The sequence below is a fragment of the Dysosmobacter sp. Phy genome (genome assembly GCF_054476235.1).
The window spans coordinates 2,496,152-2,515,669 of record NZ_CM136997.1 but is presented as its reverse complement, the minus strand read 5'-3'; the positions used below and the strand labels follow the sequence as shown (position 1 = coordinate 2,515,669).

Annotated in this window: 22 protein-coding genes and 2 pseudogenes; 1 reads left to right on the top strand and 23 read right to left on the bottom strand. The window is 57.4% G+C overall.

Translation table 11 applies throughout. The features are described from left to right. Positions 1-11: 11 nt before the first annotated feature. The 17 genes and pseudogenes from ACVDHE_RS12445 to ACVDHE_RS12365 all read right to left on the bottom strand — a co-directional run bounded on the left by ACVDHE_RS12445 (position 12) and on the right by ACVDHE_RS12365 (position 14,608). Entirely contained in the window at positions 12-548 is a 537-nt protein-coding gene (locus ACVDHE_RS12445) for a hypothetical protein (protein WP_458884735.1), read from the bottom strand. Continuing rightward, complete coding sequence (locus ACVDHE_RS12440; RefSeq protein WP_458884734.1) at positions 535-2,637, bottom strand: DNA topoisomerase 3; 2,103 nt, start codon at positions 2,635-2,637, stop codon at positions 535-537. Before ACVDHE_RS12440 ends, ACVDHE_RS12445 begins: the two co-directional genes overlap by 14 nt. Further along, complete coding sequence (locus tag ACVDHE_RS12435; RefSeq protein WP_458884733.1) at positions 2,634-3,332, bottom strand: DUF4366 domain-containing protein; 699 nt, start codon at positions 3,330-3,332, stop codon at positions 2,634-2,636. Before ACVDHE_RS12435 ends, ACVDHE_RS12440 begins: the two co-directional genes overlap by 4 nt. Continuing rightward, positions 3,322-3,600, bottom strand: coding sequence for a DUF4315 family protein (locus tag ACVDHE_RS12430; RefSeq protein WP_458884732.1), 279 nt, complete (start codon positions 3,598-3,600; stop codon positions 3,322-3,324). Before ACVDHE_RS12430 ends, ACVDHE_RS12435 begins: the two co-directional genes overlap by 11 nt. After that, positions 3,587-4,327, bottom strand: a complete 741-nt coding sequence (locus ACVDHE_RS12425) for a phosphoadenosine phosphosulfate reductase (protein WP_458886180.1) — start codon at positions 4,325-4,327, stop codon at positions 3,587-3,589. The genes ACVDHE_RS12430 and ACVDHE_RS12425 overlap by 14 nt, the downstream gene beginning before the upstream one ends. A gap of 6 nt (positions 4,328-4,333) precedes the next feature. Further along, positions 4,334-4,783, bottom strand: a complete 450-nt coding sequence (locus tag ACVDHE_RS12420; protein WP_458884731.1) for an XF1762 family protein — start codon at positions 4,781-4,783, stop codon at positions 4,334-4,336. Positions 4,784-4,797: 14 nt separating this feature from the next. Further along, on the bottom strand, positions 4,798-6,687 hold the full coding sequence (locus tag ACVDHE_RS12415; RefSeq protein WP_458884730.1) for a C40 family peptidase: 1,890 nt from the start codon (positions 6,685-6,687) through the stop codon (positions 4,798-4,800). After that, on the bottom strand, positions 6,684-6,842 hold the full coding sequence (locus tag ACVDHE_RS12410) for a hypothetical protein (protein ID WP_243423658.1): 159 nt from the start codon (positions 6,840-6,842) through the stop codon (positions 6,684-6,686). Before ACVDHE_RS12410 ends, ACVDHE_RS12415 begins: the two co-directional genes overlap by 4 nt. Next, positions 6,839-7,210 carry a hypothetical protein gene (locus ACVDHE_RS12405; RefSeq protein ID WP_458886196.1) on the bottom strand — a complete coding sequence of 124 codons (372 nt, stop codon included), beginning with the start codon at positions 7,208-7,210 and terminating at the stop codon, positions 6,839-6,841. Before ACVDHE_RS12405 ends, ACVDHE_RS12410 begins: the two co-directional genes overlap by 4 nt. Before the next feature lie 49 nt (positions 7,211-7,259). Continuing rightward, positions 7,260-7,706: pseudogene (locus ACVDHE_RS12400) on the bottom strand (DNA cytosine methyltransferase); the annotation flags it as partial. After that, the gene (locus ACVDHE_RS12395; RefSeq protein ID WP_458884729.1) at positions 7,699-8,319 is read right to left on the bottom strand and encodes a hypothetical protein; all 621 of its coding nucleotides are present in this window, start codon (positions 8,317-8,319) and stop codon (positions 7,699-7,701) included. The pseudogene ACVDHE_RS12400 and the gene ACVDHE_RS12395, both read right to left, overlap by 8 nt. A 4-nt stretch (positions 8,320-8,323) precedes the next feature. Further along, positions 8,324-9,085 carry a BRO family protein gene (locus tag ACVDHE_RS12390; protein WP_117515655.1) on the bottom strand — a complete coding sequence of 254 codons (762 nt, stop codon included), beginning with the start codon at positions 9,083-9,085 and terminating at the stop codon, positions 8,324-8,326. Beyond that, positions 9,078-11,501 carry a VirB4-like conjugal transfer ATPase, CD1110 family gene (locus ACVDHE_RS12385; RefSeq protein WP_458884728.1) on the bottom strand — a complete coding sequence of 808 codons (2,424 nt, stop codon included), beginning with the start codon at positions 11,499-11,501 and terminating at the stop codon, positions 9,078-9,080. The genes ACVDHE_RS12390 and ACVDHE_RS12385 overlap by 8 nt, the downstream gene beginning before the upstream one ends. Next, the gene (locus ACVDHE_RS12380) at positions 11,467-11,853 is read right to left on the bottom strand and encodes a PrgI family protein (RefSeq protein WP_458884727.1); all 387 of its coding nucleotides are present in this window, start codon (positions 11,851-11,853) and stop codon (positions 11,467-11,469) included. Before ACVDHE_RS12380 ends, ACVDHE_RS12385 begins: the two co-directional genes overlap by 35 nt. 15 nt (positions 11,854-11,868) lie before the next feature. Then, the gene (locus ACVDHE_RS12375; RefSeq protein ID WP_050617401.1) at positions 11,869-12,723 is read right to left on the bottom strand and encodes a VirB6/TrbL-like conjugal transfer protein, CD1112 family; all 855 of its coding nucleotides are present in this window, start codon (positions 12,721-12,723) and stop codon (positions 11,869-11,871) included. Between the two features lie 79 nt (positions 12,724-12,802). Continuing rightward, a pseudogene (locus ACVDHE_RS12370) lies at positions 12,803-12,904 on the bottom strand (Maff2 family mobile element protein); the annotation flags it as partial. Between the two features lie 87 nt (positions 12,905-12,991). Continuing rightward, positions 12,992-14,608, bottom strand: a complete 1,617-nt coding sequence (locus tag ACVDHE_RS12365; protein WP_002596236.1) for a recombinase family protein — start codon at positions 14,606-14,608, stop codon at positions 12,992-12,994. A gap of 225 nt (positions 14,609-14,833) precedes the next feature. Here ACVDHE_RS12365 and ACVDHE_RS12360 point away from each other — a divergent pair, with 225 nt between their 5' ends. Continuing rightward, positions 14,834-15,034: a hypothetical protein gene (locus tag ACVDHE_RS12360; protein WP_002596235.1), complete on the top strand. Its 201-nt coding sequence runs from the start codon at positions 14,834-14,836 to the stop codon at positions 15,032-15,034. 64 nt (positions 15,035-15,098) lie between these two features. On the opposite strand, the gene ACVDHE_RS12355 is transcribed toward ACVDHE_RS12360, so the two are convergent. The 6 genes from ACVDHE_RS12355 to ACVDHE_RS12330 are packed head-to-tail and all read right to left on the bottom strand — an operon-like array spanning position 15,099 to position 19,376. Next, on the bottom strand, positions 15,099-15,293 hold the full coding sequence (locus ACVDHE_RS12355; RefSeq protein ID WP_002596234.1) for a transposon-encoded TnpW family protein: 195 nt from the start codon (positions 15,291-15,293) through the stop codon (positions 15,099-15,101). 14 nt (positions 15,294-15,307) lie between these two features. Further along, on the bottom strand, positions 15,308-16,150 hold the full coding sequence (locus tag ACVDHE_RS12350) for an ATP-binding protein (RefSeq protein ID WP_002596233.1): 843 nt from the start codon (positions 16,148-16,150) through the stop codon (positions 15,308-15,310). Further along, positions 16,147-16,998, bottom strand: coding sequence for a replication initiator protein A (locus ACVDHE_RS12345; protein ID WP_002596232.1), 852 nt, complete (start codon positions 16,996-16,998; stop codon positions 16,147-16,149). The genes ACVDHE_RS12350 and ACVDHE_RS12345 overlap by 4 nt, the downstream gene beginning before the upstream one ends. A gap of 15 nt (positions 16,999-17,013) precedes the next feature. Continuing rightward, complete coding sequence (locus ACVDHE_RS12340; protein ID WP_458884726.1) at positions 17,014-17,400, bottom strand: cysteine-rich VLP domain-containing protein; 387 nt, start codon at positions 17,398-17,400, stop codon at positions 17,014-17,016. Beyond that, positions 17,390-19,006, bottom strand: a complete 1,617-nt coding sequence (locus ACVDHE_RS12335; protein WP_262670536.1) for a relaxase/mobilization nuclease domain-containing protein — start codon at positions 19,004-19,006, stop codon at positions 17,390-17,392. Before ACVDHE_RS12335 ends, ACVDHE_RS12340 begins: the two co-directional genes overlap by 11 nt. Next, the gene (locus ACVDHE_RS12330) at positions 18,978-19,376 is read right to left on the bottom strand and encodes a plasmid mobilization protein (protein ID WP_458884725.1); all 399 of its coding nucleotides are present in this window, start codon (positions 19,374-19,376) and stop codon (positions 18,978-18,980) included. The genes ACVDHE_RS12335 and ACVDHE_RS12330 overlap by 29 nt, the downstream gene beginning before the upstream one ends. Positions 19,377-19,518: the final 142 nt, after the last annotated feature.

The window sequence follows — 19,518 nt, the reverse complement described above, 5'->3', positions numbered from 1 at the left end:
GCGACACCTCCTTACAGTTCCGGTGCAGGCTTTTCCCGATGGGGCTGCGCCTTGCTCTGACCCGTGCATTCTTTCCGGCTCTGTTCCAGCCGCTCCTTGATGGAGGGCTTTTTCTCCGTCTGCCTCTCCCTGGGGCGCTCATGCTCCCACTCGTCGCCGGAGAGAGTGAGATAGCCTCGGCTCGTAAAACAGCCCTGTTCCTCCTGCATGGCGTGGTTGCCGAAGGGAACGGGATCAATGGCGTCCAGCAGCTCCGGGGGCAGAAGGACGTCCAAATGCTGCGCCAGATAGCGCCAGCCCACATCCTCCACTTTGCGGATGTTGGGCTCCAGGACAAAATACTCGGTGTTGGCGGGGAACTCCCGGAACTGCTCCAGGGTGGTCAGGCGGTAGGGCGACTCCTGGACAGCGGCCAGAAGGTCACGGTCCTCCGGGGAAAGCCCGGCAAGCGCCTGGGCCGCTGCCTCCAGTTCGCTTGCGTCACCGCCTGCGGGGAGCAGCGGTTTCAAATGCTCCATGAAGTTGGCCTCGGTTTTACTTTTTGCCATGCACACCATCCTTTCGTTTGGGAAACTCCAGTTTGAAATTGACATACTTGCCGCCGGTATCGTCCAGGATTACCACGGCGTCATAGGTGGAACCTTTCTTCTCCGACCACATCCCCTTGACGGAAGTGCGGCCCTTTTTCAGAAGGTCGGCCGCCATCTTCCGGGTTATTTCCTTGCGGCGGCTGGTCCAGAAACGGTCGTTCTTCCACATAACAAATTGGCAGGCCCGGTCCGAACAGGCGAAGTTCTTCTTGCCCTCATAGACCGGCTTGCCGCAGCGGGGGCAGAGGCCCACTGCCTCCTTCTCCGGCTGGAACAGCTTGTGTCCATCCTCGGAAATGTGGGAGTATTTCCGTACCAGTTCCGCTGCCATCGCCTCGATCCCGTCCATGAAGTCTTGCGGCGATGCCTGGCCCTTTGCCACCTCGTTCAACCGCTGCTCCCAATCCGCTGTGAGCTTGGGAGAGGTCAGCAGTTCCGGCAGTACCGTGACCAGATTGACACCCGCTTTTGTGGGGATCAGGTTCTTGCCCTTGCGCTCCACGAATCCGCCGGACACCAGCTTTTCAATGATGGCTGCCCTGGTCGCCGGGGTGCCCAGGCCCTTGCGCTCTGCCTCGTCCGGCATATCTTCCTTGCCCGCATTCTCCATGGCCGACAGAAGGGTGTCCTCCGTGTAGGGCTTGGGGGGCGAAGTGAAGTGCTCGGTGACGGAGGCGGAGACCGGCTCAAAGACCTGCCCCTCGGTCAAGGCGGGAAGAACACCCTCGGCATCTTCATCCTCCGGCTTCTCCTTCAGGGAGGAACGGAATACCTCCTGGATGGCCCGCCAGCCCTGGGAAAGCACCTGCTTTCCTTTTGCCGTAAAGGTATGTCCGCCGCAATCAAAGGTGGCCGTGACCGCCTCATACACGAAAGGCTCCGCCGCCGCACACAGCAGCTTGCAGCAGACCAGCAGAAGGATATTGCGCTCTCCCACAGGCAGCGCAGGAACATCCGCCTTTTCCAGCTCCAGGGTGGGAATCAGGGCGTGGTGGTCGGATACCTCCTTGTCATTCACCAGCGCCGCAACATCGGGGAAAAACTCCGGGCAGGCATCAAAGGGCGGCACTCGTACCGCCAGATGCAGGACCACAGAGGCAGGCTCCGCCATGTCGCCCGTCAGATACCGGCTGTCCGTGCGGGGATAGGTCAGCAGCTTCTTTTCATAGAGCGATTGGGCGTAGTCCAGGGTTTGCTTGGCCGTGTAGCCGAATACCCGGTTTGCCTCCCGCTGCAAGGTGGTCAGGTCGTACAGCTTGGGCGGCTTTTCTGTCTTTTTCTCCCGCGCCACGGATACACACACGGCTTGCTGCCCGTCACAGGCGTCCCGGATGGCCTGGGCATCCTCCATAGCCGGGATTTTTTCAGAAACCGCCTCGGCTCCATCCAGCGCCAGCCGCACATGATGGTATTTCTCCTTGCGGAACAGGACGATTTTGCTGTCCCGGTCGGCCAGCATCGCCAGGGTGGGCGTCTGCACCCGCCCCACATTCAAGGTGCGGTGGTAGAGGACGGAGAACAGGCGGCTCGCATTGATACCGATAAGCCAGTCCGCCTTTTGGCGGCAAAGCGCCGATTGGTACAGAGGATCATAGTTCCCGCCGGGGCGCAGGTCGGCAAAGCCTTCCCGAATCGCCGCATCCTCCATCGAAGAAATCCAGAGGCGGGAGAAGGGCTTTTTGCATCCGGCGGCCTCATAGACCAGCCGGAAGATCAACTCGCCCTCGCGTCCCGCGTCGCAGGCGTTAACCAGCTCGGTCACATCGGGGCGTTCCATCAGCGATTGCAAGATATGGAACTGTGCGGCCTTTTCCTCGGACACCACATAGCGGAATGGGTCGGGCAGGATGGGCAGGTCCTCATACCGCCACTTCTTGTAGCGGTCATCGTAGGCGGCCGCGTCCGCCAGTCCCACCAGATGACCAATGCACCAGGAAATCAGCCAGCCGCCGCCTTCAAAATAGCCATCGGCCCTGGATGTGACACCCAGGGCCGATGCGATACTCTTTGCTACACTCGGTTTTTCACAGATCACCAATTTGCTCAATTCTGGTCCTCCTGTTCTTCCTGTTCAGGAGCATCCTCGTTTTCGTATTCCTCGTCCTCGAACTCATAGTCATCCGGGTCGGCGCTGACCTTTGCGCCCTGCTTGGGCTTGATGAACTTGATGTAGGCGAAGGCTCCGCCGCCCCCCAGAGCCGCCAGCAGCAGGATCAGCACCAGGGCGCTGCCGCTGCCGGACTCCTTCTCCGGCTCCGGTTCAGGCTCCGGCTCCACCTCCGGCGCTTTCCCGGCACACTCGCTCATATTCACCGAACAGACCGGACAGGCAGTATTCACCGCACCGGCCTGGCATTTCTCGACACAGGTGCAGACCGCGGGTTGTTCCTCCGTCTGCCCATCTTCCATCAGCGCTATCAGGTCGGCTTCGTCCACCTGGTTCAAGAAGTGAACGGCGGTCTCCTTGTCCTCGCTGGCCCGGTCAATCAGGATGTAAAAATAGTTGCCCGCTTTAGTGGTCACGGTGATAAGCTGCTTGTCGCCGTAATAGTCGTCCACCAGCGTGGCGTTGCCCTCCGGGGTCAGGGGCTGGCCCTCCGGCTCCATGCCCCCGGTGGCGGGTTCCCCCGTGTAGTAGTCTCCATCACCGCCGCCCGCAAAGGCGGTGACGGAGAAGGCGGTCATGCACAGGACCACCGCCAGCATCGCCGTAAACAGCCGGATCACTTTCTTATTCTTCATGGCCGCTGTCCTCCATATCGTCGTCAGGCTCCGGCGCTGCCTCCGCCTCCATCATCCCGTCGGGCAGGGTGATAAGGCCGCTGGCGTAGGCCTTCAGGAAGGCGGTCAGCTCCTTGTTGTCCATCCGCACCGCCTTGACCATGCGGACGATCTCCAGGTTTTCTTCCTCGGTGAGCTGCGCCTCCAGTTCCCGAAGGCGTTTCTGCTGGGCGGAGATCTTCTCCTTCGTCTTTTCGATGTCCTTGCGAATCTTCTCAACCGTTGCCATGTGTGCAAAACTCCTTTCCAAATCGTTCTCTCCAGGAATAGTTCCGCCCCAGGCCCTTGACCGTTTTCAGGTTTTGCCGGGCATTGTCCTCCAACGCCAGGGCGCGGCGAAACAAATCGGGATGCTGCTCCCGCAGGGCGGTGATCTCGTCGGGTTTCATGCTGGGGCAGAAAAAACAGGACGATTTTCCCGGCTGGGGCAGCCCTGCCCCCTCGATCTGCCGGATGCAATCGTCCCGCGTCCATCCCCATTCCATCAGGGGATACCACTTGCTGTATTTTCGGTCGGCCAGGTCGCCCAGCAGCACCTTGTCGCTGCGGTAGCCCTCGCCCGCGTCGTAGCCGATGAATTTGACCACCCGTTTGCCCGCCTCCCAGGTTCGGCGGCATGGCGGATAATGGTTGCAGAACTTTTCCTGCGGCCCGATCTTGTGTTTCAGGGAACACCGCTTGAAGCCGTAAGCAATGGATGGAAGGCTGCAACTTTGCAGACATTCATCCTCCAGCGTCAGCCGTTTCCCGTCACGGGTGGTCTTATACACTCTGGTAATGGGAGGCATCCCGTGGTCCTTCAGCCAGCGGTCTATCACCTCCAGATAGGCATAGGTGTGGGGATGCTCTGCCCCCGTATCCGCAAAGAGAATCAGGTCCACCGGGATACGGTGCTGGTGCAGCCCGATCAAAAGGGCGGTGCTGTTGGCGCCGCCCCCATAGGAAACCATATTGATGCTTTATCACCTCTTGCTTAAGTCTTTTTCATATCGGTATTTCATTTGCGGCGGATACAAAGGTTCCGCAGGTCGCCGTTTGCCAGTCCACATTTTACCACCAGCCAAACCCGCGCATTGCCAGCCTACCGCCCGAAGGCTGGCTCCACTTTCCGTATCCAAAATGTAAGTGATGATTTTTTTGTATCCCATGGTCTTGGCGGCTCGTGCCGCTGCCCCATAAAGAAAACTGCAAGCATTTCGTGTTCCATCCGTACAAAGCCGGTTTACCTCCAGGGTCATCCCATCATCCAGATAGCGGCTGACCGGCCGCCCAATGATGGCGACTCCCACAAGATGGTCGCCTACCATACAGCCCAGGGAAAATTTGTGCCCGCGCACCGGCTTGTGGTGGCGGTGATGTACTGCCACAAAAGTGTTCGCCTCATTCAAAGATACAGGTCGCAACTCAAGCATATCTGCGCCTCCCATCAGTTGTATGGCGGCCTGCCGTATGCGTAGAAATGGGACTGCCAGTAGCTCGTATTCAGGTTGGAATATTGGATGGGGTCGCCGCAATGCAGCATCATCCCGTCGCCCACATAGATGCCCACATGGGACACGCCGGTTGTGTCGTAGGTCCCCACGAAGAACACCAGATCGCCGGGCTGGGGATCGGATACCGGGGTGGAAATGTTGTAGAGCCCCTGGGCGCCCAGCCGCCCGGTATTGCACAGGCCGCTGTTGGTCAGCACATAACTGACAAAGCCGCTGCAATCGAAAGAAGTGCTGGGACTGCTGCCGCCCCACACATAGGGATAGCCCAGATACTTCTCCGCCTCAGTGATAAGGGTGTTGAACCGCTCGTCCGTCAGATATTCAGCGGGAATCTCCCAGGCGGTGGGCGGGTTTTCAATGTATTTGTTCACATACCCGGAGGACGGGAACAGATCGGGGCGGTTGCCCAGGGTGGACATATAGGTGGCGTACAAGGAAAGCTGTTCCTCACCCATCATGTAGACCGGCACATGGGAAAGGTCGAAGTTTTCCAGCGTGACAGTGCAGATATACCAGGTGTACGGAACCTCCACATCATACTCGTTACCCTCGCTGTCCGTCCTTGTTTCCGTCCGATACCGGGTCTCCGTGGTCACAGTTTCGGTGAGGATGTATTGCTTGTCAAAGAGGGTTTGAAGGTCGCCCTGTACCTGGTCAATGGTGAATACCCCTTCATGGAGAGCCGACAGAATGGAAACAAGCACATAGGGGTCGTGCTCGATCTCGTCCAGGTCGAAGTGATACTCGTCATAGTCGTGGGTGGCCTCGTAGGTGTCCAGGTACTCCCGCAATTCATCCTCTTTGGCGCAGTAGGCTTCTTCCGCCGCCAGCATATCGGAGTCCTCGGAGAGATAGGAGGACGCCATGATATTGGACACCCCGCCGCCGAACATGGAGGAACAGGATTGCAGGGAGCCCAGCAGCATCACCAGCAGAAGGCCGATGCCGCCCACGATCAGCGCACCCTTCCAATGCCGCTTTACAAAAAGGACGGTGCGCTTGGACTCCTGGGCGGTTTTCTTGGCCGCCTTTGCCGTGGCCTCCGCTGTTTTCCCGGCCTGGGCGGTCTTTCCCGCCGCCCGGTATGCCGCCGCATATTGCTTTTGCAGCTTCCGTTTCTGCCACAGGCGGGAGATGGGATTGGATGCAAGCTGGGGGTTCTCCGCCACAGCTTTCCGATAGTAGAAATCCGCATTGGCCTTGACCGCCGCCTGCTCCGCCTTTGCCGCGTCCCGCCAGGGTTTCAGTTTGCGTTCCGCCCGCCAGTTCTGGACACGGCGGTTCCCGTAACCCACAGCCTTCTCAATGCCGCGTTCTCCCAGGTGGCCCGACTGGACGCCGGAATTTTCCTGCTCCACCTCCCGGACCTTGCCGTGAATCGCTGCGCCCGCCTCCTGGATGGGGCGGGACATCGGATTGGCGTGGGGCTTTCCCGGACTCTTATTGGGAATCGCATCCCTGGCGGCATCCAGCCGGTCCGCCGCCTTGTCCGACTTGCGGATGGCCCCTTGCAGCTCCGGCTTGGCCTGGTCCGCCTCGGAAAACTGCAATCGGGAGGATGGGCGGCCTGCTGCCGCCTCGCCCTCCCGATAGGCTCTGCGCTGTTTCTGGCGCTCCTTTTTGGCTGCTGCCTGTTTCCGGTGCAGTTCTGCACGGTCCACCGCTTTTCCAGCGGCGCCCGCCGTGTCGCCGGAGGCGGAATGGTCCTGCTCTGGCGTCCGGTCAGAGGGATAGGTCGTCTCGCCCGTGACCAGATTGACGGATACCGCCCCGTCACGGGTCATCTTCTGCGCCTCCTTTGCGGAGGCTTTCCATTCTTTCAAGGTGCGTCACCTCCTGTTCCATAGGGGCAGATGTTGACACAGGCCCCGGTTTCGATCATGGCGATGTACTGGAAAATGGGATAGGCCTGGGGCGGGCAGACCGCGTTCCCCAGGGTTTTCAGCCGCAGCGCCCGGTTGTCGGTGTCCTCGGTCATGCGGGGGACTCCTTCAGGTTCGGCACGCCATAGGATGCGTCCGTCCATTTCGGGGGGAATCCCATAAGCCATTCCACCCAGTCCGGGTTCAGCGCCGCCTTCTCGGAAAGGGGCTGCTCTTGCCGGATCACCTGGGCCGACAGGTTGGAGGACGGGGATTTGTCCCGGAAGGCCGCCGGTTTCAGGGTGGAACGGTAGCCCTCCGACGCCGCCGGGGTCAGGTAGAACACCGCCGCCGACAGGGACAGGCTCCAGATCGTCCCGTCCTTGTTCCGCTTGCGGAATATCCCGTTGTCCGACAGGTACACATCCAGGTTGGCAGCATCCCGCCCCGTGGATTTGTCGGAGGCAAGGGGTGTGGGAAACATCAGCCGCGACGATAAAAGTTCGCTGGCGCTCATGCCATGCGCCGACGCCGCAAGCCGGAAATACGAATGGGAGAACAGCGTATCCCGCTTTTGCCAGGTCAAAAATCGTTTTGTCGAGCCCCATATTGATGAAGCCAGCAACATTTTCCCCAAGCACCCAACGGGGCCGCAGTTCGGCAATAACGCGGCACATTTCCGGCCACAGGTAGCGTTCATCCGCAAAGCCCCGCCGTTTTCCTGCGGTGGAGAAGGGCTGGCACGGGAATCCGCCGGAGAGGATAGTGACGGTTTCAAGTCCTGTTTTCTCAAAAAACGCCTCCTTCGTGAATGTGGTGATGTCTCGGAACTTCGGCACATCCGGCCAATGCTTTTGCAGGATGGAATAGGGATAGTCCGCCCACTCGCATTGACAGACCGTTTCAAAGCCTGCCGCCTCTGCCGCCAGGTCCAGCCCGCCGATGCCGGAAAACAGGCTGACATGGGTGAGCTTATTCATGGCTGATCTGCTCCCCAGGGATCAGCTCTGCCCGGAACCGCTTGATGACCGCCGCCTCCAATTCATCCTGACAAAAGTTACTGTCAGCGGAAAGACCCAGCTTGCGGCGCAGCCTGTTCAGCGTCTTTTCATAGTTCCCGTATTTCTTTTGCAGGCGGAGAAAATCCTTCTCGTTCTGCACCTGCGACAGACACTTGGCGATGCTGTACCAGGTCACCAGGAACATGTGCAGTTCGCTCACCAGCAGCCGGAATCCGCTGCCGGGGATCAGATAGTGTTCCTCCTGGCGGCCGCTGCCCGGTTCGGGTTCGTCGTCCTCGCACTCCACATAGAAGGCGTCCAGCTCGCACAGCTCCCGCGCCTTCATCCCGGCAAGGTCCGCCTTGTCGCCGAACACCAGGTAACGGCCGGGAATGTTCCAGGCGTCAAACTTGTCATCGGCAATCTGGCCGTACCGCTTCGCCGCCGCAATGAACGCCTCCACATCCTCCCGGTCCTTGATTTTTCCGGCAAGGAAGGCAAGCTGATGAAGCAGCCCATAGAGATGCACTTCCTCGTCGATATGTGCCTCGTAGGTCTTTTCATCAATGACATACAGCTTTTCCTGTTCCATATCCTTATCCCATCCTTTCCTTCCATTCCAGCCGCATTTGCCCATCATCCAGCAGCAGACGGATCACATTCTTCCCCTGGGGCGTAATCAAGGTCTGCTGTCCAAAATGCCCGTATTTCCAGAAGTCCTTCACACGGAATAATCCGTTATTGGAGGGCTTGGCATAGGGCAGAAGGTATCCGGCCGGGCAGCGGTACAGAAATCCCGCGTCCATCAGGAAACGGCAAAACGCACGTTCCCCGATTTGCAGTTCCTTCGCCGTAGCCCGGATATTGGTGCAGTTTTCTTCATGGACAAAGGCATCATAAAAATCTGCTTTTGGCCGCAGCCGTTCCACCTCGCCGGAGAGCTGCCGGTTTTTCTCATGCTCGGCAAGAAGCTGGTCGGCAAAAGCCAGCAGTATTTCCGGCTTTTCCGCCGCCTGCTCCAGAAGGGAGGCAGTCATGTACCCGCCCGTCTTGCGGATCATGGGGAGAACTTCGTCGAACACCCATTTTTCAAAGCGTTCCGCACCAGGCAGCCGACTATGAACGATCAGGCGGTACACATCGCCCTCTGGGATAAATGTCAATTCCTGTACGCCTCCTTCTGTAAGGGCGCCCCGTTTCAGGGCCCCCTTACAATGCGTATTGATAGCGTTCCTCGGTTTTGCATATCCCAGGGCTTTCGCAACATCAAATCCGCAAAACAGATAATTGCCGTTTTCTTCGATCACTCGGATGCTGCCAAATTCGCGGTTATTGAAAACCGCCATCTTGTTATCCATTCTGGTCCTCCTTTTCGTCGTCCACAGTTTCGTGTGCAACCTCGCTGGGCTTGGTGGTGAGCAGTTTATAGAGTTCGGTGTCCTTCGGGAAGTCATCCGCAAAGGGCAGGATGACATTGTTGAAGAACAGCAGCCCGTGGCCCGGCTCGGAGTTGGTCACATAGGCAAGCTGTTCAGAAGAAATGTTCAGCCGCTCCGCCAGTATCTTCCGGTCGCCCGCAGCCTGGTTGAGCATATAGATAAAATCGCTGTTTTCCAGGATGTTTTCGATCTCCGGGGAGGAAAGCAGGTCCTTGGGGTTTTGGGTCGCCCCGGTGGGGATGCCGCCCCACTTTCTGAACCGTTTCCAAATCTCGGCGCTGTACGCGGCGGTCTGTTCCTCCTTCAGCAGAAGGTGGAACTCGTCCACGAAATACCAGGTAGACCGGCCAATGGCCCGGTTGATGGTGACGGTGTTCCACACCGCGTCCTGGACAATCAGCATCCCCGGCTTTTTCAGGTTCTTGCCCAGGCCCTTGATGTCAAAGCAGACCAGGCGGTTGGAGATGTCCACGGTGGTACGGTGATTGAAGAAGTTCAGCGAACCATTCACATAGAGGTCCAACGCCTGAGCCACCCGGTCGGCCTCCGGGATGTGCTGGGACAGCAGGGCGTTCATCAGGTCGCCCAGAATCGGCATATTCTCCGGCCGGGGGGCGGCAAAGTAGGGCTGGTAGATCATCTGCACCGCCCGGTCGATGACCGTCTTTTCGATGGCCTCCAGGCCCGTCTTGCTGCCCATGATGAGCTCGCAGAAGGACAGCACAAAGTCGGATTTCAGCGCCAGCGGGTTTTCTTCCTCGGAATAATTGAGGTTGATGTCCAGGGGGTTCACATAGTCGGTGCTGGACGGGGACAGCCGGATCACCTGACCGCCCAGCCGCTTCACCAGGGGCGAATACTCGTCCTCCGGGTCGCAGATGATGACATTATCCTGGGTCATCAGCATGATAAAGGTGATCTCCCGCTTACAGCTCATGGATTTGCCGCTGCCGGGTGTACCGAACACAAGGCCGTTGGGACAGCGGGATTGCTTTCGGTCCAGCAGGATCATGTTGTTGGAGAGGGCGTTGAGGCCGTAGTACATGGCGTCGCCGCCCATAAACACCTCCTGGGTGACGAAGGGAACGAACACCGCCAGGGCCGAAGTGGTCAGGCTCCGTTCGATCTTGATGCGGTTAAGGCCCAGGGGAAGGCTGCTCATAAGCCCGTCCTCCTGCTGGAAGTCCAGCCGGGTCAGAAGGCAGTTATAGGTCTGGGCGACGCTGGCCGCCTGGGACACGGCGATCTCCAGCTTTTGCCGGGTCTCCGCCGTGTGCAGCACCAGGAAAGTCATATTGAACATTCTCTCGTTGCGGGATTGCAAGTCGGTGAGAAGGTCTTTCGCTGCGCCGCCATAAGTAGACAAGTCGCTGGGGAGTATGTCCATATCGTAGCCGCTGCGCACCGCCCGCTTCTGCTCCTGTATCTTCATAGCGTCCAGGTCGGTGATCTTCCGCTTAACCATTTTGATGGCCTCGTTCTGATTGATGCCCCGGATGTGCATGGTCACCATGATATTCCCGTCCGCCTCCATGAAGTCGGTGAGGATGCGGTCGTGCATCTCCGGCGCCAGGATTTGCAGGAAGGACACCGCCCCGTACCGTCTGCCGATGCGGAAGGTGCGGGTCTCCCCAAAGTGGAAAGAGGACGGGGATATGAAGTCCTTCACCGAAAGGCCGCTGGCGGGGAGCCAGTCCCATTCAAAGGCAAACTGCCCTCCCTCCGGGTGGAGAATGTTGTAAAGCAGCTCCAGCCGTTCCTTTCCGTCCAGCACATGAGCCGCCGCCCCCATGACCTTGAAGCGGTTCAGGGTGTCGGTCTCAATGCGGGCAAACCGCGCCCGGGCCGCAGGAAGATTCTCCGCCTCGATGGTCAGGGTCACATACTTGGTTTTCACATAGCCGTTGTTGCCCCGCTTATACTGCATCCGCAGGATGTCCACCGCCTCGTCCCGGATGGGGTCCAGGTCGTTGCCCTGCCTGCGAATACCGAACATTTCATCGGCGGCGCTGCCTCCGCTGCGGCTGTCCAAAGTGACCTGAACGCCGATGGAGGGGTCATAGCCGTTATAGAAGTCGCAAAGGCTTTCAAAGATGCTCCGCTGGTCCTCCGGCCCTGCCAGGCGGTAATTCACATCCTCAAAGGCAATGGTCTTGGAGAAGGTGCCGCCCTCCAGCCTGCACAGGCCATCCGGGAACATATTCTGAAACGGGATGCTGTCCTGCACCGTATGGGTTTTCCCGTCGCCCTTCGCCTGCCGGATCACCGCCTCGATCTGCTTGCGCTCGGCACGAGTGAGCTTACGCTTTGCCGGTTTTTCTGCCTTTTCTCGCAATCCGCTTCACCTCCTGTTCCAGTTGGGATTGCCGCACCAGGGCGGAATAGATATTGTTGGTCTGGTAGATGCGTACCTTCGGCCGGATGAATTTGTTCTGGATGAGATGGCCCAGGAACACTTCCAGCGGCTGCCCGTTCTTCTCGTACATGGCGAACAGGAAAAAAGGCAGCATCACCAGGATCATGCACAGCGCCGCCGTGGTGGTCCCCAGGCTCGCCTTTGCCAAAAAGAAAAGCGGCACGCCTACCAGCGCCGCCGCTCCGAAACAGATCACTTGTCGTTTGGTCAGCCCGAACAGGACCTTGCTCTGTATCCGGCTCAGGTCCTTCGGGATCGTTACATAAGCCAATGTTTCACACCTCCTTTAGTGGGCGCCGAACAGGGATTTTGCAAGGCTGCCGGTCTTGAACAGCGTGTAGCACAACAGGACCGTATAACCCATGCAGCCCCAGATGGCCGCAGATATGTTGTCGCCGGATGTGGAGATACCCTCCACCAGCACCGCGTAGATGCCCACGCAGATCATAATGAGGAAGGCCTGGAAGCCCAAAGCCAGCAAAGAGCGAAGATAGTTCTGCCCCGTGGAGCCCCACTCCCGGTTGACCATCGTGGCAAAAGGAATCGGTCCAATGGAGGTCACCAAATACACCTCAATCATTCTGCCGTAGATCACCAGGAAGATGCAGATGGAAAGTATCTGCGTACACAGCCCCACAAACACGCTCTGAAACCACAGCCCCAGCAGGGCGCCCACGCTCCAGTCGGCAAGCTGGGTCTCCAGATCGCCCACCACACCGGAGATGTCGATGCCCGCGTCCGAGATAATGACCCCCGCCGACTGGCTGACTACATTCTGCGCCACATCGAACACCGCCATGACGATGTTCCAGGTGTTGGTGACGATCAGCACCGCACAGAAGGTCTTGAAAATCCACTTGAAGAAAATCCAGGTGTCGAAGTCGTGGAGATTGTTTTTCTCGATGATGAGCTGGATCAGCTCGTAGCACATGACGAAGGTGAGGATGATGCCCGCGATGGGGACGATCACCGTCTCCGAGAGGTTGCGGATCATGTTGAAGATGCTGCTGTTCCAGGCGGCGGGCGTCATGCCGACCTCCCCGGCGATCTCGCCCACCTTTGTGTTCAGGGTATCAAACATCCCGGTCAGGTTTGAAATGATACCGTCAATGAGCAGTTCCTTGAACCACTCCTGGATCATATCCAATATCAAGGGAGATCACCTCCTTTGCGGAGGCTTCCGCTATGAAGCGAAAGCCCCCGCTGGGTTTGGAGAAACATCAGGTGGTGGACAGCAGACCGGACAGCAGGGGGATCAGGGTGATGCCGATGAGGGCAACGCCGCCGCCCGCCATGAGCTGTTTGATGCCCTGGCTCTTTGCTTATGTGTGATAAAGAAGCAATAGAAGTGCAAAAAATTTTGCCGTTCCTATCCGACACTTGGCCATTGTGTCGGATAGGTCGGGCGGTTATTCGGGCAAGTCAATCTTGCCGACAAAGCTGTAATAAATCTCAATGTCCTGCCTGCGGGTGCCGTTCTCATCATAGCTGCACTCATGCACCACAATTTTCTCGATCATTTCCCGCAAGAGAGTGGGGGTCAGTTCTTCAAAGGCAAGGTGCTTGCGGACAATGCCCATAAATTTCTCGGCGTTGACGGTAGCTGCCTGTGACTTGTCCAGTTCGGCTTGCAGGGCGGCGGCTCTCTTTTTCAGCTCCGCTTGCTCGGCTTCGTAGTCAGCCGACAGTTCCATGAAACGCTCATCGCTGATTTTGCCGTTTACATTGTCCTCATACAGCCGCTTGATAATGCGGCTGATTTCAGAAATGCGTTCCTGCGCCTGTTCAAGCTGCTTGATGGCTGCGGCGGTCTTTCGCTTGCCGCCGATCTCGTTCTGCTGGACAAGTAGTTTCACAAACCGGCTCTCATGCTTGGCTGCGTATTCGGTCACTTGCCGGAGATTTGCCAGGACACCAGCGGTCAACAGATCGGTGCGGATAAAGTGCGCCGTACAGTTGCGGGTGCGCTTCTTGTAGCTGCCGCAGATGTAGCAGTCCTGTTTGCGGTCTTTGTTCTGATACCGCTGCTGATACAGCACATGGCCGCAGTCGGCGCAGAACAAAATCCCGGAGAACAGCCCCACTTCATCGTAGCGGTTCGGGCGTTTGCGCTGTTTGCGTAACTCCTGCACCCGTTCCCATGTTTCCTTGTCGATGATCGGCTCATGGTGGTTCTCGAAAATGGCCTGCTTCTCGACGGGGTTCTCTATGCTGTGCTTGACCTTATAAGAAGGCTTTTCCGTTTTGAAGTTCACCAGACATCCGGTGTACTCTCGGTTTTCGAGGATATGAACGACGGTGTTGGTCGCCCATTTGCACTCATAGCCTGGGTGATAACGGCGGGTGCTGCCTGTCCGCTGATATTCCAGCGTCCCCGGCGTGGGGATTTGCTGCTCCGTCAGCATACGGGCAATCTTGGTCGGGCCGTTCCCGGCAAGGCAAAGCTGGTAAATCTGCTGCACCACCGGGGCGGCTTCCTCGTCTATAATAAAATTCTCGTCCTCGTCCATCACATAGCCGTAAACCGGCTTGCTGGTAACAGGCTTGCCGCTCATGCCTTTTGACTTTTTCACTGCCTTGATTTTCTTGCTCGTATCTCTCACCAGCCATTCATTGAACAGATTTCGCAGCGGGGTAAAATCGTTGTCCATGCCCTCGCTGGCACTGTCCACATTATCGTTGACAGCGATAAAACGCACACCCTTTTGAGGGAACAGCATTTCCGTGTAAAACCCTACCTGCAAGTAGTTTCGCCCTAACCGGCTCATGTCCTTGACGATGACCGTACCCACTTTCCCGGCTTCAATGTCCGCAAGCATGGCTTGAAATCCGGGCCGCTGGAAGTTCGCGCCGGAAAAACCGTCGTCGGTGTACCAGCGCAGATTGGTAAAGCCGTTCTGTTTTGCGTAGGTTTCGAGTATCCTTTTTTGGTTCGATATGGAATTACTCTCGCCTTGCAATTCATCCTCGTGGGACAATCTCGGATAAAGGGCGGTAATGAGGTTTTGGGTGGCTTGTCTTAACATAAAATCCTCCGTTTCCGACAGCCAGCCCCACTATTCCGTGGTTTCATTGTACCACGGAACGGCGGGGGCTGTACAGCGGCAAAAGCGTTAAATTTGCTTCTTTACAGCTTTTCAATTTTCCGATTTTTATGGTATGGGTTGTCGTCCCATATTTGCAGTAGAAAAGTTCATAACTCCGTGGTATACTCTGATTTAACAAAAAAATCAGAAGTTAAAGGAGAAAACATGAAGTATACAATAGATGAATTAACCGCGGCCAAAAGGCAAATTGATTCAACTCTGCACAAGCTAAGAGAAACAGTAAAAACATTTGAATCAAAGGATAATTCCGAGCGTTATAAATCACAAATCACATTGGCAAAGAGAAGAATAAAAGCCTTTGAAATTGCAAATTATTTTATAGAGAATGAGATTAAGAATTGCTAAAGCACTTCCGATTTTCGTTCCAGCGGTCATGCTCCCTGGCATGGCCGCTTTTCCATGCCCCGGTTCACGCCGGATAAGTCGGCTCCTGTGTAGCAGCGGCTTCCGCTTCCAGTACCCGCGCCATTTTGTCGGCGGCTGTGGTTGTGGTGTCTTTCTTGAAATAGCCGGACACGACAAGGACGGAATTGCCCATGCGGATTTCCGTCACACAGTCAGGGCGGCGGGTGGTGCGGGTGTCGTGCTGCTTGTTATCTGCCATAGGCAATACTCCTTTCAGTCGGTAATCAGTTTCTTCATGCTCTCCATTTTCCGCTTGGCGGTTTCCTGCCGGAAGTTGTCGCCGGTAAAGCGTACCGGGACGCACATGGAAAGCAGGCGGTCATAAATCCGGGAATGGGCGGTGTCCTCCGGGTTGTGCAGGTCGTCCAGCGTAAGGTTGGTCGTGACGATCAGCGGCTTGCCGCTGCGGTAACGGCTGTCAATCACATTGAACACCTGTTCCAGCCCGTATTCCGTCCCGCGTTCCATGCCGAAGTCGTCAAGGATCAGCAGCGGATAACGACAAAGGCGGGAAATGTACTCGTTGCGCCCCTCAAAGCTGGCGGCAAGGTCATTGAGGATAAGAGCAAAGTTCGTCATGCGGACGGGGATTTCTTTCTCCATGAGGGCGTTTGCGATACAGCCTGCAAGGTAGCTTTTGCCGGTGCCTACGCCGCCCCAGAACAGGCAGCCGATATTGTCTGTCCGCATATCTTCCCAATGCTCCACATACCGGCGGGCAAGCCCGGTCTGCGGGTTCCTGCCGTTGTCGTTCTCGAAAGTCCAGTCCCGCATGGTGGGGTCGGTAAAGCCCCGGCGTTTCAGTTCTTCCACGGTGTCAAGGTGTCTGCGCCGCTTTTCGGCGGCTTCCCGTTCCTCGCGGGCGGTTCTCTGGCAGTCGCACTCTGCCGGGTGGCGGTCGCGCCCGAAGATAGCGGCCTTATCCGGCGCAAAATAGGCTTCTTTCGGCTTGCGGCACTTGCCGCAGTACAGTAAACCGTCCTCGCCGGTGTAGTCCTCCGGCTCCGGGATGGTGGTCGTCATATTCTCCAAAACCGCGTTGATTTCATTCTTCATAAACTCTCGCCCTCCTTGCATGAGTAGTCTGGTATGCCCTTTTTAGGGGCTTCCTTTTTGTCGTTCCCCGCCCATATCCGCAGGGCGGCGGCATAGTTCTGGTAGCTTTTCCCGTTGGCGGCAAGGTAGCGGCTCATTTCCTCGATGAACCGTTCCAGCCTGTCAGGGTACTCTGCCTGCAACTCGTCGTATTCGGTCTGTGACAGAAAAATATTTCCATATCGGCCATAGGGCGCGGACGGCCCCCCACTCACTCCCTTTGTTTGGCTCTCTGTAAGGTTGTTTATAGTAGTTTGGTTAGGGGACGGTTTTCCGACCATCATAAGGTCGGTTTTCTGACCATCAGTAGGACGGTTTTCCGGCTCTATGAGGGGCGGACTTCCGGCCATCAGTTGGTCTGAAAACTGTACCTGTGGCACTGGCGGTACTTTGACATAAAGCCGGTTCGGTGCGGAGAAGCCGCCCCGTTCCCGTTCCAACAGCCCCGCCGTGTCCAGTTCATTAAGCGCCCCCTTGATGGTGGTGCTGCCTTTATCCAGTATTTCTGCTATCTCCGCGATGGGATAGATAATATAAATCCTGCCCTCGTCGTCCAGCCACTTGTTTTTCTGGGAGAGGGTGGAACGGTCTAACAGCAGCGAATACAGCAGCTTGGCGGTCTGTGAAATCTCCATTTTCAGCAGGAAACGGGGATACGGCAGATAGGCGGGCAGCCGCGTGTCTGCCCTGATATAATCAGCGATAGGATCACCTCCCTGTGTTCGGGTTGATTTTGGCGTATTGTCACGCATTAAAACGCCGTTTCCGGGGGAAAAGGATAAATGTATCGCGTACCCTTTGACACCCACGAAAAAAGCCTTGATTTATGCGGGTTTGAAAGGCTCTAAAGCGTGACATCTCTGCCTTTGTTTCCGCTTTCTCTCGGCGGCTTTGATTTTCTTCATGCGCCCGGCGCAGTCGGGGCAGTATTTTCCCCGGTTTGACTTGGGGACAAAGGCCGCGCCGCAGACGGCGCACCGTTTCCGGCTCCCCCGGTACAAGAGGGCTGCGGCCAGTTCCCTGTCAAGGGGCAGGACAGCCACACGGAACCACCGGCACATGAGGGAAAGGGAAATGCTCTGGACGCACATGCAAGGCTCCCCATCGTCCAACAGCAGGCAGTTTCCCTCGTCGTAGTTACAGCACTCATGCACCAGCCGCCGCGCCCGCCGGTGCTGGCGGTAGTCCATGCGGGGCAGCTTATCGCTCATGGCTCTGCTCCTTTCTGCGGCGGGGTTCCTCCCGGCGCAAAATCTGGTCGATATTCCGCTTGACCGTCTGCAACTCCGCATACCGCTGTTTCTGTTCGTGGTAGGTGTTATACAGGCCGGATTTCTTGGAAACAAGCTGCTCGATCTCGGCCTGCAACGCTTTCCGGGCGGGCAGCTTGGTAATGCCATGCTCCCGGAAATACCGGGCGGCTGCGTCGGCTATGATAAAATCGCTCTCATGCGCCTGCCGGTAGGCGGCGCGGGCTTTCTCGGATTTCTGTGCTTTCAGCCCGTCGCGGGCAGGCTTGGTCTTGGCGTAAGCAAGTACCTGTTGCTGCAACTCCTTTTTCCCTTGTAGCTTCGTTTCCAGTGCTTTCAGTTCGCCGCTGGTCTGGCGCATTTCCTGATAGGCGGTATCAACGGCGGCTTCTAACTGCTCCGGGGAAGTGAAGCCATATTCCTGATACACATTCAGCGTCGCGGCCATTTGTTTGAGGTTGTGCATGGTCGCCCAGCGTTCATAGCCCCGGCCTTTGCCCTCGGCTTTCTTCTGCTCAATGTCCACAAGCCGTTGCACATTCGGCGCAGTTCGGGCGGCTCTGTCTGCCCGCAGTTGGTCTTGGATAGAGGGCGGGGTGCTGGATATAGTCGCGGCTTTTTCTGTGGCTCTGGCGGCGTTCTGCTCCAAAACGGCAAGGACAGCGGCGCGGTCAAAGTCGTCGCCCAGCTTCCGGGCGGTAATGGGTTTCGTCCTGTCCGGCGTAAGGTAGGACAGCCGCCCCCGGCTCTCCTTGACGGTTACGCCCTCCCGCAGCAGCAGAGAGGAAAAGTCCTCGAATGAGGTTGCCGCAGACAGCGCGGTGCGTATGGTCTGCCGCAGCTTCTCCTTGTTCGTTTCAAACTTGGTCTGCCGGGGTGTGATACCGCCTGCAATCATGGGGGCGTTCTGCTTATCCAGCGCGGCCTGTCCCTTTTTCTGCGCCCAATACTCCCGGTCGGTCACGCGGTTCTTGCTGCCGTTCAAGAGGTCGATTTGGTAAAGCCCCTCCCGGTGGCACATCTCCATGACTTCGGACTTGAAGTAGCGCAAGGCCGCGTCGGTACAGCGGTGCTTGCAACCGGCTTTCGTGTCGGCTGGCCTGTCCATGTAGGGCAGGAACGGCACCTCCTCTATCCGCAGCGAATTGATAACGATATGCACATGAATGTTGCCGCTGTGGTTATGCCCGTCCGGGTGGGTGCATACAAGGGCTTGGTGGCCGGGGAAATGCTCGGCGCAAAACCTCTCGCCCAATTCCTGCGCCCGGTCTACGGTCAAGCCGTTGTCCGGGCCGTCCCGTGGGTCAAAGCTGATGATATAGTGGTGACTTTTCACATCTTCCCGCTGTTGGTTCTTCCCATAGCGGAGATTTGCCCGCATACAGGCAACGGCAAAATCCTCCGCGCCGCAGTTCAGTGTGGACAGCCGGTAGTCCTCGCGGGGGATAAGCCTGCCGGTTTCATCAAGGACGGGCTTCATGGTAAACTCGTCATGCTCAAAAAGCAGGTATTGTTCGGCGGCTCCGTAGTCGGCGTTTTTAGAGTTGATATGCTTGAGTGTTGCCAACCGCGTCACCTACTTTCTTGAGGACTTCATACTTGAGGGCGGCAAGGTCGGCTATGGCGGCGCGTACCTCGCCGGACAGCGTATTGTAGGGTGCGCCGTACTCATTCAGATACCGGGCAATCTGATTGAGGTTGCCGCCGATCCTGCCGTATTCGGCGGCCAGCTTCCCGACAACGGAGAGCAGTTCGTCATTGACCGACGACACATGGACAACCGGGCGTATGGTCGCCCGCCGTATCGCCTGCCGGAGAAATTCGGACTGGCTGATACCATAGGGCGCAAGCCGCGCTGTGAAGTCGGCATACTCATCTTCGGACAGCCGGGTTTTCACAACGCGGCTGCGGTGGGGCGTGTTGTATTTCTTTCGCATGGTGTGACCTCCTTTCTCGCCCGTAAGGGCGCATGAGCAGGGTTTGGGGAAGGCACTCCCCAACAAGTTTCCCGCGAGGGGCAAAACTGCAGAATTGCGGATTTTGGCACCGTGGTAGAAACTTGCTCTCCGTGACTGCAAA

Coding starts and splice junctions, on each gene's coding strand:
- ACVDHE_RS12405 (WP_458886196.1), bottom strand. CDS start 7,210: ATGTTTCCCACACCCCTTGCCTCCGACAAATCCACGGGGCGGGATGCT.
- ACVDHE_RS12395 (WP_458884729.1), bottom strand. CDS start 8,319: ATGGAACAGGAAAAGCTGTATGTCATTGATGAAAAGACCTACGAGGCA.
- ACVDHE_RS12365 (WP_002596236.1), bottom strand. CDS start 14,608: ATGTTAAGACAAGCCACCCAAAACCTCATTACCGCCCTTTATCCGAGA.
- ACVDHE_RS12420 (WP_458884731.1), bottom strand. CDS start 4,783: ATGCTTGAGTTGCGACCTGTATCTTTGAATGAGGCGAACACTTTTGTG.
- ACVDHE_RS12390 (WP_117515655.1), bottom strand. CDS start 9,085: ATGGATAACAAGATGGCGGTTTTCAATAACCGCGAATTTGGCAGCATC.
- ACVDHE_RS12430 (WP_458884732.1), bottom strand. CDS start 3,600: ATGGCAACGGTTGAGAAGATTCGCAAGGACATCGAAAAGACGAAGGAG.
- ACVDHE_RS12330 (WP_458884725.1), bottom strand. CDS start 19,376: ATGCGAAAGAAATACAACACGCCCCACCGCAGCCGCGTTGTGAAAACC.
- ACVDHE_RS12410 (WP_243423658.1), bottom strand. CDS start 6,842: ATGACCGAGGACACCGACAACCGGGCGCTGCGGCTGAAAACCCTGGGG.
- ACVDHE_RS12445 (WP_458884735.1), bottom strand. CDS start 548: ATGGCAAAAAGTAAAACCGAGGCCAACTTCATGGAGCATTTGAAACCG.
- ACVDHE_RS12355 (WP_002596234.1), bottom strand. CDS start 15,293: ATGGCAGATAACAAGCAGCACGACACCCGCACCACCCGCCGCCCTGAC.
- ACVDHE_RS12340 (WP_458884726.1), bottom strand. CDS start 17,400: ATGAGCGATAAGCTGCCCCGCATGGACTACCGCCAGCACCGGCGGGCG.
- ACVDHE_RS12375 (WP_050617401.1), bottom strand. CDS start 12,723: ATGATCCAGGAGTGGTTCAAGGAACTGCTCATTGACGGTATCATTTCA.
- ACVDHE_RS12360 (WP_002596235.1), top strand. CDS start 14,834: ATGAAGTATACAATAGATGAATTAACCGCGGCCAAAAGGCAAATTGAT.
- ACVDHE_RS12435 (WP_458884733.1), bottom strand. CDS start 3,332: ATGAAGAATAAGAAAGTGATCCGGCTGTTTACGGCGATGCTGGCGGTG.
- ACVDHE_RS12350 (WP_002596233.1), bottom strand. CDS start 16,150: ATGAAGAATGAAATCAACGCGGTTTTGGAGAATATGACGACCACCATC.